Below are 14,898 nucleotides of genomic sequence, written 5' to 3' on the forward strand. Positions count from 1 at the left end.
CCAATGGTTCATATCAAGCGCGTCGAACTCACTAACTTTAAATCCTTTGGTGGTACAACAGCCGTGCCATTACTACCCGGGTTTACGGTCGTTTCTGGGCCGAATGGTTCCGGCAAATCTAATATTCTCGATGCGTTATTATTTGCCCTGGGGTTATCGTCCTCCAAGGGAATGCGGGCGGAACGTTTACCTGACTTGGTAAATAATGCTCAAAGCCGGAAGGGAACGGTTGAAACCCTCGTTACCGTTACCTTTGACCTCTCCGACTACGACGGTGAACCCTTGGGGAGTGATAGCAAAGAAATTGATAATAGTTTATCCCCAGAAACTGAAACTGAAACCTCTGAGACGCGCCATGGCACGTCTCTACCGGGGGATGACCTATCGATCCCAAATTATGAACCCCCATCAGAATGGACGGTTGCCCGAAAACTGCGGGTAACGAAACAGGGAACCTATACCTCGACTTATTATATTAATGGGGAAGCCTGTACCCAAACCGAACTCCACGAACAGTTAAATAAACTGCGAATTTATCCCGAAGGCTATAACGTGGTTTTACAGGGGGATGTTACGGGTATTATTACGATGAAACCCAGGGAACGTCGAGAAATTATTGATGAGTTGGCGGGGGTAGCTTCCTTTGATCGGAAAATTACCTTAGCCAAGGAAAAATTAGATGCGGTGAAGGATCGAGAAGAACGGAGCCGGATCGTAGAACAAGAATTAATAGCCCAACGCGATCGCTTAGACAAAGATCGGGCAAAGGCGGAAAAATATCAACAACTGCGAGAAGAATTTCAACAAAAAAGCCAGTGGGAAACGGTTCTCAATTATCAGACCCTCCAACAACAACAGGGACGACTGCGGGAACAAATAGAAGCTGATGATCGCACCTTAACGGATCTAAACGAACAGCGTCAACACCAAGATCAGCAAATTCAAACCACATCTGTTCAACTAGAAAAACTCAACGCCCTAGTTAAAGCTATGGGTGAAGAAGAACTAATTGCCCTCCAGTCTAGTTTGGCCACCCAAGAAGCACAACAGAGTCAACTGCAAACCCGGTCTGCGGAACTGGAAACCGCCATCCAACAGACGATCACCCAAATTCATCAAACCGAACAGGAACTGCGCCAACATTATCAAGCCCTCGATGGTCTAGCCATTGAAAAGGATCAGGAAACCCTGAATTTGGGTCAAAGGCAACGGGAACGGGATAGTCTACAAACAACGGTAGAACGAGGTCGCGAAGCCACCTCAGAAGTCGCACAACAGGCGGAAAGCTGGATGGTGCAACAGACAGAACTACATCGCCAAATTGAAACGCTCCAGAAAACCCTTGACCCCCATCGGACTGAACAAGCGCGACTGCGGGAGCGAGTTGAACAACTGCAACGCCAACTTTCAGAACAGCAACAGTCTGTTACCACCTTAGCTCAGGAGTTATCGCAAAAAACGATCGAGTTGCAAACCGCCACAAATCAACGGGATGGGACGGCTCAACGGGTAGCGACCCTGACCCAACAGGTAACGGAAGTGGAAACGGAGTTACAGGTGCAGCAGGAAACCCAAACCCGTCTATTACAGGAACAACGGGAACGTCAGCGCAAACTGGATAAGTCCGAAGCGCAACATCAGGCGCAGCAAGAAGCAACGGGCAGTTATGCGACTAAAATCATCGCTCAGTCGGGAATTTCGGGCATTTGTGGGTTGGTTTGTCAGTTGGGACAGGTGGAACCCCAATATCAGTTAGCCCTGGAAACTTCCGCCGGGGCGAGGTTGGGTAATATTGTGGTGGAAGATGATAGTGTGGCGGCGGCGGCAATTGAATTTTTGAAGCGTCAACAAGCGGGACGGGCGACATTTTTACCCTTAAACAAAATTAAGGGAAATCGTTCTAATTTGCCTAATTTAGCCACGATGAGAAATGTGTCGGGGTTAATTGATTTAGCGGTGAATTTAATTGAATATGAACCCCGTTATCAAGATATTTTTGCTTATGTTTTTGGCAATACTTTAGTATTTAATAATCTCTCTAATGCTCGAAAAGTATTAGGACAATATCGGATAGTGACCTTAGAAGGCGAATTATTAGAAACCACCGGAGCGATGACCGGGGGAAGTGTAGCTTCTCGGTCTAGCTTACATTTTGGTACGGATCAAGGGTCAGCCGAAGCCCGAAATATTGCGGCATTAAAGGAAAGATTAGAAGAAATTGAACGCATTTTAGAACGCTGTAACCGGAGTATTATAGAAGCGAGTCAAACGGTGAAAGAGCGAGCGTTAGAACTGAATGAAGCTCGACAAACGTTGCGAGATCATCAACAACAGGTATCTCTATTAGAGTCAGAAATTAGAACCTTAAATAATCAACAAGAACAACTGCGATCGCAATTAGAAAAAAATACCCAAGAATTCAATACCGCCCAAATTCGCTTAAAGAATTTAGAGGCAGAAATTCCCAATTTAGAAACAAAATTACAACAGGATCGGGAACTCCTAGCCCAACTTGAAGACACCCACAGTCATAGTGAATGGCAACAACTCCAAGGGGTATTAAGAACCCAAGAAACCGAGCTTCAACAAAAAGAGAATGCCCTCAGAACCGTGCAACAACGGTTAACAGAAATTGAAAATCAACAAACCCGTTTACAAGAAAAAAATCAAGCCGGAAATCAGAAATTAGAAGCCACTCGTCAGGAACAAAAGTTTTTAACCCAAAAGTTAGAAACTGTCAAGAATCAGTTAGCAGAAATTCACACAACCATTCAACAAATTCGGGGGAATATATCCAAAGTAGAAGCCAAATTGGGAGAAGAAAAAAGACAACGGGATCAGATAGAAACTAATTTAGGAGAATTGCGTTTAGCTAAACAACAATTAGACTGGCAAATTGAAAAATTGCAAGAAACTCAAGCTGGAAGACGGGAACAATTAACGATTAAATTAGAACAAATTGCCGCAATTAAAATTGAACTCCCCGAACCCTTACCCAATATACCGAATAACTTAGACTTAGCGGCTTTGCAACGGGATTTGCGATCGCTGCAAAAACGCATGGAAGCCTTAGAACCCGTAAATATGTTAGCCCTAGAAGAATTTGAACGCACCCAAACCCGCTTAGAAGAATTAACCCAAAAACTCACTACTTTAGAAGGAGAAAGAACCGAATTATTACTGCGAATTGAAAACTTTACCACCCTCCGCCGTCGAGCTTTTCAAGAAGCCTTTGATGCCGTGAATGAAAACTTTCAAACCATTTTTGCTCAACTTTCAGAAGGAGATGGATATTTAGAAATAGATAACCCAGAAGATCCCTTTACCAGTGGTTTAAACTTAATCGCCCATCCCAAAGGTAAACCCGTCCAACGGTTAACCTCCATGTCCGGGGGGGAAAAATCCCTAACCGCTTTAAGCTTTATTTTCGCCCTACAAAAATATCGTCCTTCACCCTTCTATGCCTTCGATGAAGTCGATATGTTTTTAGATGGTTCTAACGTGGAAAGATTGGCTAGAATGATTAAAAGTCAAACCGAACAAGCTCAATTTCTTGTTGTTAGTTTGCGTCGTCCGATGATGGAAGCCTCCCAACGCACCATCGGCGTCACCCAAGCTAGAGGCGCTTACACCCAAGTCCTCGGAATTAAACTCTAAAAACCGCTATAAATTTTATTGAATACCCCCTTGACATCCTTCTGTCTTTCTTAGTGCCTTAGTGTCTTTGTGTTTCCTTAAAAACCTCATAACACTAAAAACCGCAATTTTCTTGCTCAGTGATTTTTTTAGATGAAAGTTGACATTTTGAGGTAAAATGTCACCATGCTACTAGGATTCAAGACAGAATTGTTAGCATTTTGTATCGGTTATGTTTAAGCAAGCCAGCACAATTCAAGAGAATGGAACCCTGGTTGTTCCTGCCATTAGTCACTATGTTTGTCGAACATTAGTGAACGTTCAATATCCTGACTGGATTAATCCCCGTTATCGCCATATTCCTTGGCAACAATCTGAACATCAATCCTCACTGATTCGTCAACTGAATCAGGGATTAGGTCAAGCTCGAAATCGAGAGGAACTATTAACAAAACTTAAAGCCTATCTCAGCCGATTGTTTAGTATTGAATTCTTACATTCTCCTGAATATAAAGTCTTAATTGCTAAACTCGAACAACTGACAGACCCCAATGTGGCTGCCCTATTTGCTCATTATCCTTTAGTTGATCATTCTTCTTCTCAATTATTAAATGGTAGAAATCCCAGGGAAAGCGGAATTAGTATTTTATTATTAGATGTTGAAAATCTGACTTTAGATATAGAAACGGAAAAATTTTTAGAGACTATTTGCTTATATCCCATGCAAATTAAAGTTGCCTTTGCTAACTGGCGGAGTATGGGAAAAAAAGATTTAGAATATCATCAACGGAGTTATCAACTCATTCATGTTCCCCCGGGAAAAGATAGTGCGGATTTAAAAATGTCAACGGTGGGGTCATCTATTTTTGTACATTATCCCACGGCAAAAGAGGTTCTAGTTTGTTCTTCTGACCGCGGCTTAACCCATTTGTGTAATGCCCTACAAACCCATGGATTAACTGTTTATCAAGTCACTAAAAATAAAACTAATCTTACAGTGCTGAATACCCGCACCAGTCAAGTGAATACCTATTCTTTGAAAACCGCTCCTCAAATTCCTACTTTAGATCAATTTATTCTACAATTACAGGAGATTATCAAACTAGAACAAAAACACTCTCACTGTCAATGGATTAAACTGAATCGAGTTGATCTTTTATATAAAGATGCCTACGATTTAACCATTAGTCAAGTGGTAGCTGCCCATTTTTCGGATTATCAAGCCCGAGATATATTTGTTAAAAATCCCCATATTTTTGTAGTCCATAAATCTTCAGAAAAATCTCCTAGCTATGTGACTCTATTTGAGATTCAATCTTCTGTAACCGAACCTGTTGCGTTATTAAATACGGAGTTATCTCAAAAAATTCTGATTGAATCTTTGGAAGATTTAGAAACCGCTTTAATTAAAATTATCCAAGAACTTACTTTAAATTCATCGGAGGATAATGTTTCATTGTCTATTCTAGGAACCCAATTTCATCAAAAATATGGGATTTCTATTACTAAAATTATTAAAAAATTAAGATTAGGTGGCAATTTTCAAAAGCTATTAAATCTAAGCACCGCCTTTAATTTAGAAAAAACTGATAAAGATTGGAGAGTTAAGTTAAATTCCCCGTAGAGATGTGCCATGGCGCGTCTGTGTCTCGTCTGTACTGCGGTATTTTATATTCCATCCTTCAATATTTCCTACGCATCCGTATGATGTAGAGAGAGAGTAGAGAGACGCGCCGTGGCACGTCTCTACAGGGGGAACGATAATTTGTTATACTAATAAAGATGATTGTTAAGAAATATAAAGGAAAATGAACAATAAAGTCGCTATCATTGTGGGCGCCACAGGAGGAATTGGATCAGCCGTCGCCAGAAAATTGGCCCAAATGGGAACAAAACTGGTCTTAGTCGCGAGGAATAGCAGTCAATTGGAAGCTTTAGCAACGGAGTTAGACCCAACGGAATTGTTAATTGTCCCAACGGATATTACTGACCCCCAACAGGTCGAGAATTTAATCCAAAAAACCGTTGATTATTTCGGTCAAATTGATATTTTAGTAAATGCGGCGGGGGCGGGAATTTTAAAACAATGGAATAAAATTGAACCGACTGATTTAGATGCCATGTTAGATCTAAATTTAAAAGGATCTGCCTATACCTGTCAGGCTGCTGCTAATATTATGAAGCAACAAAAATCAGGACATATCTGTAATGTTGTCGGAATTTTAGGAAAACATTCTATGGCAATGTCTAGTGCCTATTGTGCTTCTAAATTTGGTTTAGTGGGTTTTAGTAAATGTTTTGCCGATGAAGTCAGACGCTATGGAATTAAAGTTACCCTATTTTATTTTGGCGGTGTGGATACGCCTTTTTGGGATCATGTCAGTTTAAAAGTTGACCGATCAAAAATGTTGAGTGCAGAAACTGCTGCTAATTCTATTATGTTTGCCTTAGCAGCTGAACCCCAAGCGGTTCCCATGGAAATTAATATTCAACCGGAAAGCCATTTATTTTTCTAAATTTATATTATATGATTGCTTATTGAACGGAGAATTATGGAGTTTGATCATATCCATTTCTATGTTCAAGATGCCAAACGAACACGGAACTGGTTTATAAACAATTTAGGATTTCAAGGCATTAAGAGTCGGAACTTTGGTCATACCCAAACAGAAATTGTGTGCCAAGGTTCAGTTTATTTCCTCCTATCTTCACCTCTAACGGTTGAGAGTCCTGTTACTAAATTTTTGCGATTTCATCCGTCGGGAGTTGCAGACATCGCCTTTCAAGTTCAAGATTTAGAATTAAGACTTGAACAGCTTGTTAAACAAGGAGTTCAGATAATTTATCCCTTAAAATATCAGGAATATTCGGGGGGAAAATTAAAATGGTTAACCCTAGAAGGATGGCAGGGTTTACGTCATACTTTAGTTGAACAAATAGGAACAATACCTGGCAAAGCTATTCCTGGTTTTTTCGATATTATTCCTATGTCTACCCCCGAGATACTTACTATTGATCATGTTGTTTTAAATGTAGAATCTGGAGACTTAAAAACAGCAATTTCTTGGTATCAAGATTATTTAGGATTTCAGCCTAAACAAAGTTTTGATATTCAAACGGAACGTTCAGGACTCCAAAGTCAAGTCCTGGTTCATGCTCAAGGTCAAGTTCAGTTTCCCATTAACGAACCCGTATCCAGCAATTCTCAAATTCAAGAATTTTTAGACATTAATCGAGGTTCGGGGATTCAACATATTGCCCTGAGAACCTTAGATTTAGTACAACAAGTCAAGAATTTAAAACAAAAAGGATTATCTTTTTTAACGGTTCCTGATGAATATTATCTGCAATCCAAAAACCGTTGGGAAAATCAAAACCCATCGGTGAATTGGGAAGAATTAAAAGTCAACCAAATCTTAGCAGATTGGGAAGCATTAAACCCGGAAGCAATGCTATTACAAATTTTTAGCCAACCTATTTTTGAAAAACCGACATTTTTCTTGGAATTTATTGAACGAAAGTTTTTTACAATTAAAGGTGAATTTAGACAGGCTCAAGGGTTTGGAGAAGGTAATTTTAGAGCCTTATTTGAAGCCATAGAGCGGGAACAAATTAAACGCACCAATCAAAATTATTCCTGATTTTAGAATTAATTCGGATTACCCATAAATTTCCCTGAACATAAAATATGGACTAGGAATTCAGATGTTATCTTTTTTTAAAGAAACTTAAGAATAATTTAAGATATCAAAACCTTGATTCCCTATGTTAGAAAGAAAAAGAGTAAAATATGGGTAGTAAAGGCGGAAAATCTCGTCCCAAAATCTACAGGTAGCGCACTGATCAGCCTACTCTATCCCGAATCAATTTAAAATTTTGGAGAATTCTTATGACAACTGTAGGTAATTTAATTAATGTTGCTGCGGGTGAAATTGGATATACCGAATATCCCCCGGGTAGTAATGGTAATAAGTACGGTGAATGGTACGGCATGAATTACGTTCCTTGGTGTGCAATTTTTATCTCCTATTGTTTTGATAAAATTAGTTTACCCCTGCCCATTAGAAGTTCCAAGGGGTTCGCCTACTGTCCCGATGGGGTGTCCTGGTTTAGACAACGGGGTCAATGGTTTCAAGAGCCGAAAGCAGGGGATGTGGTCTTTTTCTGTTGGCGGGGGGATGGAATTGCCGATCATGTTGGGATCGTAGAATCGGTTAAATCCGATGGCAGTATTATCAGTATTGAGGGAAATACGGGAGTGGGTAATGATGCTAATGGGGGCGAAGTTATGCGCCGAAACCGAACTCGGGGGATCATTTTAGGCTTCGGACGTCCCCCCTATACTAATTCCGTCCCGACTCAAGTTCAAGCCTCCCGTCCCGCCACCCCAGCCCCCACCCCACCCCAGCGTGAAGTGGTTAAAGTTCCACCGAATTACCACAAAAATTTAGTTGATCAATTAATTGGGAAAAAAAATAAGTCCTGATTTTATAGCAGGGAACACACCAATAGGGTGAAGTATTTTCCTCCCATTACCCATTACCCATTACCCATTACCCATTACCTGTTCCCTGTTCCCTGTTCCCTATTCCATCACACTTTCTGGAGAGATAAACATGGCATCTCCAAAGGAATAAAACCGATATTGTTGTCCGAACTCGTTAGGAGGTTGTTCTAAGATCTGTTGATACAAATTGAGTAAACGTTTCCGTCCAATAAGTGCCGAAACCAACATTAATAAACTGGATTTAGGTAAGTGAAAATTAGTAATTAATCCATCAATAATCCGCCATTGATACCCAGGATAAATAAAAATATCAGTCTTCCCACAATAGCCTGTAACCCTTGATTCTTGGGAGGTTTCTGTGGCGATTGCAGCCCCTTCTAATGCCCGTGCAGAAGTTGTTCCAACAGCAATCACTCTCCCCCCAGATGCTTTGGTTTTTTCAATTTTTCTAAAGGTTTCCGCCGGGACTTCAATCCATTCTCCGTGCATTTGATGGTCAATAATATGATCGGCTTCAACAGGTCGAAAAGTTCCAACTCCAACGTGCAAAGTTAAAAAAGCTTGATCAATTCCTTTTAATTGTAAACGCTGAAATAATTCTTCCGTGAAATGTAACCCCGCAGTCGGTGCAGCGACAGCCCCGGAACGTTCTGCATAAATCGTTTGATATTGTTCCGGTAAAGCTTCGGTTTCCGTCACATAGGGAGGAAACGGAATATTGCCAAAGGCTTCTAAAAACGGAATTAGGGACTTCCCTGGTGGAATTTCAAATTTTAATAACCTTCCCCCAGTTTCTTCATCGGTTTCCAATACCGTCGCCCGCAATACTTCACAATTCCAATTATTTTTTGAGGTAGGATTCAGTTCAAACTCAATTACAGAACCCAGTTTAAATTTTTTACCCGGTTTGACTAAAGCCAACCAGCAATGATGCTGTTTTTCTTCTAGTAGTAATACTTCCACCGCCGCCCCACTACTTTTGTGTCCATACAGACGGGCCGGAAGTACACGGGTATTATTAAGTACCAGTAAATCCCCGGGTCTGAGAAATTCGGGTAAATCCTTAAATAGACAATGAAGATGGGAGTCTGGAGAATCTACAACGAGCAAACGAGAGTGATCCCTTGGTACAACTGGATTTTGAGCAATCCGTTCTTCTGGCAGTTCATAGTTATAGCTTTCTAACTGATAATCTAACTGATCCATTTTTTCTAATTATCCTTTACCCAATTTTTTTTTATACATTATCTCATGGGAGAGCAACTCAATATTTGCAGATCCCTGTGGTGATCTTGATTAGTTATACCCTGATCTCAAGTAACTTTTGGGTAGAATCCCCCATGGAAAATCGGGTGCTTTTCCCCTATCTTATTATCCCTAATCTTGTCAATATAATAGGTATAGGGTTATGTTACCTACAGATCTGGCGTTCATAAGAGTCTGATCATTTTTGGCTCCGTTTCAACTTCAGACCTGAATCAACGGTTACAGGACAAGCAAAAATACCGCTCCTATTGCTTTTTGTTGCAGAGTTCCAGACTGGAGTTGAGCAACAAACAAAGCGGAACAGTCATGCAGGAGATCACCGATGGAATACCTCTACTACCTTGCTAATACCAGTCTTACCCTGAGAGTCATAGACTTTTTATGCTCGAATCATTCTTTCCCTGTTCAGTTTATTACGGTGATTCACCAAATTAATGGCTGGATTGTTAAAGTCAAAATGTGTCAATATCTCACCCCCCAGGAACACGGAGACTTCAGAGCTTTTATGCAGGAATTGGGTGTTCCCTATGAACCCGATATGCGGATTTTAATGGCCCTTTGGGGTTTGGAAACGGGACAATCTCCCCTCAGTGTCATGCGTCGTTACCAAGTCGCGGTTGTTTCCCATGGAATTCCTAACCGCGAAGATGTTGAGTCCTTCCGAACTCAATTTGTTAGGGGTTTAGGGTACTGTCCCGAAGCCTTAGCTTAATTTCCTCGATTATTCGCTAAATGCTGATTCAATATAGTCTTGTAGAATCAGTTGGTAGCCGTTTATCAATACAGACTGACCGATATTTATACGCGGGAAAAAGCTGGAAACTTCCTCTGAGATGGATGTTTGAGTTGGGTAGCGAACACAACTGACCAAAGCCACATCAAACCGACAGGCGTATTCCAGGAATTGGGGGCGATCGCTTAAAAATAATTCAGCCGATTGAATAATTTTGGCTTGCTTCTTTAGAGTAATGGCTAAAAGTCCCCCCTGATCCCAATTCCGTTGACTACGAGTTTTCACTTCAATAAAACTTAAAGTTAAAATTCCCGATTCTCCCGTTTCAACGGCAATTAAATCAATTTCTCCATATCGACAATACCATTGATGATGCAAAATCTGCCAGCCTTGTGTTTCTAACCAATGGCCAACCAGTTTTTCCCCTAAAGAACCAATTACTCTTGATTTAGACATCGGATCTAGGATTAAAAATACAAGAATTTGTAAGTACGAATTTTATCGAAAATTTGGGATTAAAACCCCGTCCTTTAGCGATAGCGTCGGATGGCTTTATATTAACTTTTATTGAAGTTACAAATCAACCTAACTTTTTGTGAAAAATCCAGCTAGGATAGAGAAATAACATTGGCACTCCCGTCGAATGCTTAATCTGACTTACAACTACAAGTTAAAACCAACTAAAGAACAAATAGAAATAATTGAGCATAATTTGGATGTTTGTAAATCCGTTTGGAATTATGCTCTGTATGAAAGAAAGCTTTGGTACAATTCTCGTAGTTGTAAGGTAAATATGTGTTCACTCAATAGTGAATACATAGTAGAACCTTTTGAATACCCGTCATATCATAATCAATCTGCTAAGTTAACTTTAGCTAAGAAAAATAATGCTTTTCTCAAATCTGGTAATGCTCAGGCAATGCAGCAAACCTTGAGAAAATTAGATCGGGCATTTAATGATATGAAAAGTAAGAATATGGGATTTCCTAGATATAAAAAGAAGATAAAATCTTTTAATCTACCCTGTTCTGCACAGACGGAAAAACTATCATTTCAGATTGGCTCATCAACTTTGTAGAGATGTGGGAATGATCTTTGTAGAAGATATCAATTTCACGTCATGGAGTCAAGGTTTATTTGGTCAGCAATCTTTAGATATGGGATTAGGACAATTTTTCACAATCCTAGAATATGTTAGCAGCCAAACTGACACTTATTTCTGCAAAGTAGATAAAAATTACACCTCACAGATTTGTCCTAATTGTGGGACAAACACAGGCAAAAAAGAGTTGAGTGAAAGAGTCCATCATTGTCATGAATGTGGATTTGAAATTGATAGAGATATTGCTGCTTCTATGGTGATTCGAGATAGAGGTTTAAATATTGTGGCGGCTGGTACATCCGTGACTTAAATTGCTTTTGGAGGCGATCTGACGGGGGATACATCCTAGTTAAGAGCCTGTGAAAAAAGAATCCATTCGGCTTTAGCCAGTGGAGGTTCAAGAAAAGCGGACTTTGTTAAATGCCGATTTTTCTGGCCAAGTCCTAACCGACTCAGAATTTGGCTTTGCCAATTTACGCGGAAGCAACTTTAGCCATACGGATTTGCGGGGGGTTAGTTTATTTGGGGCGAAACTCCAAGATGTCAACCTCGAAAGACCCGCGATACCCTTGATTGTGATTAAGCTAAGCTGAAATACTCAATTTCAACAATCAATATTCACAGGTGGGGGCAAATATAACCTGTGAATATTTTTGTATCTTAGTCATTTGACTATAATTAGCAATATTTTTAGACTCTTGAGAAAAGAATCTTAATCACTTAAATCATTTATTCCCTAACTCAGATTCAGCTTAACCCAGATATTTAAGCCCGTAAGCCCTTCAAAATCGGGTAAATTCTCCTCAAATTGATTGACGGTAAAAAGCGATTATATTACCACAAGTGTTCTTAAAAAACAATTATTGAGAATTTATAGCATTAACTGTATACTGTCTTCTTGATAAACTATTGCATTAAAGCCCGATGAACAAAATCACTAGACGTGGGTTTCTCACCCTGGGAACAGCCTTAGCTGTAGTTGCTGCGGGTGGACTTAGCCCGATGGAGCCATCGCAAGCTAACCCCCAAGTTCTGAATGTCTACTCCGCCCGCCATTACGATACTGATAATCAGATCTATGAAAGTTTCACCCAAAAAACTGGGATTAAGGTTAATCTGGTGGAAGGAAAAGCTGAGGAAATGGTAGAACGGATTAAGAGCGAAGGGGCCAATAGTCCGGCGGATATTCTGATTACCGTCGATGCGGGAAATCTTTGGAGAGCGCAACAACAGGGAATTTTTCAACCGATTTCTTCCGCTACTTTAAATCAAGTAATTCCAGCGAATTTAAGGGAACCGAATGGTAATTGGTTTGGGTTTTCTAAACGGGCGAGGGTGATTGTTTATAATAAATCTAAGGTGAATCCGGCTCAACTTTCTACCTATGAAGATTTAGCCAATCCTAAATGGAAAGGAAAAATAGTAGCTCGTTCTTCTAATAATATCTATAATCAATCCTTAGTAGCTTCGATGATTGGAGAAAGTGGAACGGCTCCTACGGAAACTTGGGTGAAAGGATTTGTGGCTAATTTTGCTAGACCCCCGGAGGGAAATGATGTTTCTCAAATTAAAGCTGTGGCGGCGGGTGTGGGACATTTAACCCTAGCTAATACTTATTATTTAGGGCGTTTAGTCGCCTCTCCCAAACCCGAAGATAAAGCGATCGCCAGTAAGGTGGGTTTATTTTTCCCCAACCAAAGGGCCCAGGGAACTCACACCAATATTAGCGGGGCTGGGGTAATTAAAAATGCCCCCAATAAGGCGGGAGCAATTAAATTTTTAGAGCATTTAGCGAGTCCTGAAGCTCAAAAGATTTTTGCTCAAAGTGCTTTTGAATATCCTGTAGTTGCGGGTGTTCCTGTGTCTCCTGTGCTATCGAGTTTTGGCACATTTAAAAGTAATCCGATCAATGTTGCAGCCTACGGAAAATTCAATTCCCAGGCGATTCAAATTATGGATCGCGCAGGTTGGAAATAAACTTTGATACGTTGTTGCGCTTTAGCGCTCTTTCTAGGGGCTAAAGCAACAACAACTATTTTATCTATTTTGCGTTTCAATCCCTGAAAGGGATTATTGGTTATTGCAACATCACTGCTTTGGAGAAGGACTAATCCCCCTTGGTTTCAATCCCTGAAAGGGATTATTGGTTATTGCAACTATGAAGAAGATGCTCATTACATTTAATAAAATGAGTTTCAATCCCTGAAAGGGATTATTGGTTATTGCAACCTGGAATTTAATCAATGAGTTTATCAACGATAGAGTTTCAATCCCTGAAAGGGATTATTGGTTATTGCAACTCAGCTTGACTCGCACCGCCCATTATCTGCCTTTTGTTTCAATCCCTGAAAGGGATTATTGGTTATTGCAACAATCGGGGCTTGTCCACAACTACAGCCCGGACAAACTTTTGTTTCAATCCCTGAAAGGGATTATTGGTTATTGCAACTGGATCGCCTCAAATATTCCTCTGGTCTAAACAACGGTTTCAATCCCTGAAAGGGATTATTGGTTATTGCAACCTCTTTTAATAGTTGGTGCTTTCTAATGGGATTATTTTCTACGTTTCAATCCCTGAAAGGGATTATTGGTTATTGCAACATCAAGAAGCCATCTTAGAATTTGCTATTAATGGGTTTCAATCCCTGAAAGGGATTATTGGTTATTGCAACGCGATCGCTTCCATGAATTGTGAGTTTTCCGATGTTTCAATCCCTGAAAGGGATTATTGGTTATTGCAACTTCTATTCAAGATAAAGTAGCGAAGATTGTGGAAGTTTCAATCCCTGAAAGGGATTATTGGTTATTGCAACAATTCAAGATATTTTTGAAGCCACCGGAGGAGATCAGTTTCAATCCCTGAAAGGGATTATTGGTTATTGCAACAAGGGCGAAGATGTTTCATAGTTCCAATACATACAGTTTCAATCCCTGAAAGGGATTATTGGTTATTGCAACCGTATCCTTGGTTAGACTGGGCTATAGACTTCCTGGTTTCAATCCCTGAAAGGGATTATTGGTTATTGCAACCGTCTCTGGCAATTAATCCCCTATTGGCAATTTTCGGTTTCAATCCCTGAAAGGGATTATTGGTTATTGCAACTTGAAGCCTATAGTCTAAGTTGGAGCGTTTTGTCGTTTCAATCCCTGAAAGGGATTATTGGTTATTGCAACCAATTAAAAGCATCTAAAGATATGGCAGATAGTTTGTTTCAATCCCTGAAAGGGATTATTGGTTATTGCAACCAAAGATTGCCCCTAGTCGAGTGAGATTAATCATTTCGTTTCAATCCCTGAAAGGGATTATTGGTTATTGCAACCCTGGCAACAGATGGGATTCCCTAGAGTTGAGTCGGTTTCAATCCCTGAAAGGGATTATTGGTTATTGCAACCACCAACCCTCACCTAATACCCGATACTGAATCTTTGTTTCAATCCCTGAAAGGGATTATTGGTTATTGCAACCTTTTCACCCGCCACAACTCCAATCGCAGGAACCTGTTTCAATCCCTGAAAGGGATTATTGGTTATTGCAACCTAGAAAACATCAAAGCGCCTGCCTCGTCAAATAAGTTTCAATCCCTGAAAGGGATTATTGGTTATTGCAACCGCGTAGTAATCCCCCCATTGACCGCCGTTAATAATGTTTCAATC

The 14,898-nt window shown here is 40.2% G+C and carries 12 protein-coding genes and 1 CRISPR repeat array (1 of these 13 only partly in view); of the genes, 10 read left to right on the top strand and 2 right to left on the bottom strand.

The genetic code is table 11. The features are described from left to right. Nucleotides 1-3: 3 nt before the first annotated feature. From smc to PL11201_RS21655, 5 genes are all read left to right on the top strand, one after another. Nucleotides 4-3,657, top strand: a complete 3,654-nt coding sequence (gene smc, locus PL11201_RS21635; RefSeq protein WP_079680908.1) for a chromosome segregation protein SMC — start codon at nt 4-6, stop codon at nt 3,655-3,657. A 211-nt stretch (nt 3,658-3,868) separates the two neighbouring features. After that, a complete protein-coding gene (locus PL11201_RS21640) occupies nt 3,869-5,260 on the top strand; it encodes a PIN domain-containing protein (protein WP_079680909.1) in 1,392 nt (463 codons plus the stop codon). A gap of 184 nt (nt 5,261-5,444) precedes the next feature. After that, a complete protein-coding gene (locus tag PL11201_RS21645) occupies nt 5,445-6,152 on the top strand; it encodes an SDR family oxidoreductase (RefSeq protein ID WP_079680910.1) in 708 nt (235 codons plus the stop codon). Between the two features lie 36 nt (nt 6,153-6,188). Then, nucleotides 6,189-7,277: a 4-hydroxyphenylpyruvate dioxygenase gene (gene hppD, locus PL11201_RS21650; RefSeq protein WP_079680911.1), complete on the top strand. Its 1,089-nt coding sequence runs from the start codon at nt 6,189-6,191 to the stop codon at nt 7,275-7,277. Nucleotides 7,278-7,525: 248 nt separating this feature from the next. Continuing rightward, complete coding sequence (locus PL11201_RS21655; RefSeq protein WP_079680912.1) at nt 7,526-8,122, top strand: CHAP domain-containing protein; 597 nt, start codon at nt 7,526-7,528, stop codon at nt 8,120-8,122. Between the two features lie 99 nt (nt 8,123-8,221). Here the strand turns inward: PL11201_RS21655 and queA are convergent, their stop codons facing one another. Further along, the gene (gene queA, locus PL11201_RS21660; protein ID WP_079680913.1) at nt 8,222-9,349 is read right to left on the bottom strand and encodes a tRNA preQ1(34) S-adenosylmethionine ribosyltransferase-isomerase QueA; all 1,128 of its coding nucleotides are present in this window, start codon (nt 9,347-9,349) and stop codon (nt 8,222-8,224) included. A gap of 382 nt (nt 9,350-9,731) precedes the next feature. Between queA and PL11201_RS21665 the strand changes: the two genes are divergently transcribed. Next, nucleotides 9,732-10,121 (top strand): hypothetical protein, encoded by a 390-nt coding sequence (locus PL11201_RS21665; RefSeq protein WP_079680914.1) that lies wholly within the window; start codon nt 9,732-9,734, stop codon nt 10,119-10,121. A 9-nt stretch (nt 10,122-10,130) separates the two neighbouring features. Here the strand turns inward: PL11201_RS21665 and PL11201_RS21670 are convergent, their stop codons facing one another. Then, nucleotides 10,131-10,598, bottom strand: a complete 468-nt coding sequence (locus PL11201_RS21670; RefSeq protein ID WP_079680915.1) for a YraN family protein — start codon at nt 10,596-10,598, stop codon at nt 10,131-10,133. Nucleotides 10,599-10,785: 187 nt separating this feature from the next. Between PL11201_RS21670 and PL11201_RS27190 the strand changes: the two genes are divergently transcribed. The 4 genes from PL11201_RS27190 (at nt 10,786) to PL11201_RS21685 (ending at nt 13,221) form a co-directional block, all read left to right on the top strand. Next, entirely contained in the window at nt 10,786-11,220 is a 435-nt protein-coding gene (locus PL11201_RS27190; protein ID WP_144017847.1) for a helix-turn-helix domain-containing protein, read from the top strand. A 10-nt stretch (nt 11,221-11,230) separates the two neighbouring features. Continuing rightward, nucleotides 11,231-11,554 carry an RNA-guided endonuclease InsQ/TnpB family protein gene (locus PL11201_RS27195; RefSeq protein WP_144017848.1) on the top strand — a complete coding sequence of 108 codons (324 nt, stop codon included), beginning with the start codon at nt 11,231-11,233 and terminating at the stop codon, nt 11,552-11,554. Nucleotides 11,555-11,633: 79 nt separating this feature from the next. Next, complete coding sequence (locus PL11201_RS21680) at nt 11,634-11,837, top strand: pentapeptide repeat-containing protein (protein ID WP_369821849.1); 204 nt, start codon at nt 11,634-11,636, stop codon at nt 11,835-11,837. A 331-nt stretch (nt 11,838-12,168) separates the two neighbouring features. Next, complete coding sequence (locus tag PL11201_RS21685) at nt 12,169-13,221, top strand: Fe(3+) ABC transporter substrate-binding protein (RefSeq protein ID WP_079680916.1); 1,053 nt, start codon at nt 12,169-12,171, stop codon at nt 13,219-13,221. 73 nt (nt 13,222-13,294) lie between these two features. Then, nucleotides 13,295-14,898: direct repeats of the CRISPR family, unit length 37 nt; unit sequence GTTTCAATCCCTGAAAGGGATTATTGGTTATTGCAAC; it runs 1,272 nt beyond the window's last position.

It is taken from the genome of Planktothrix sp. PCC 11201 (assembly GCF_900009135.1).
Taxonomy (GTDB): Bacteria; Cyanobacteriota; Cyanobacteriia; order Cyanobacteriales; family Microcoleaceae; genus Planktothrix.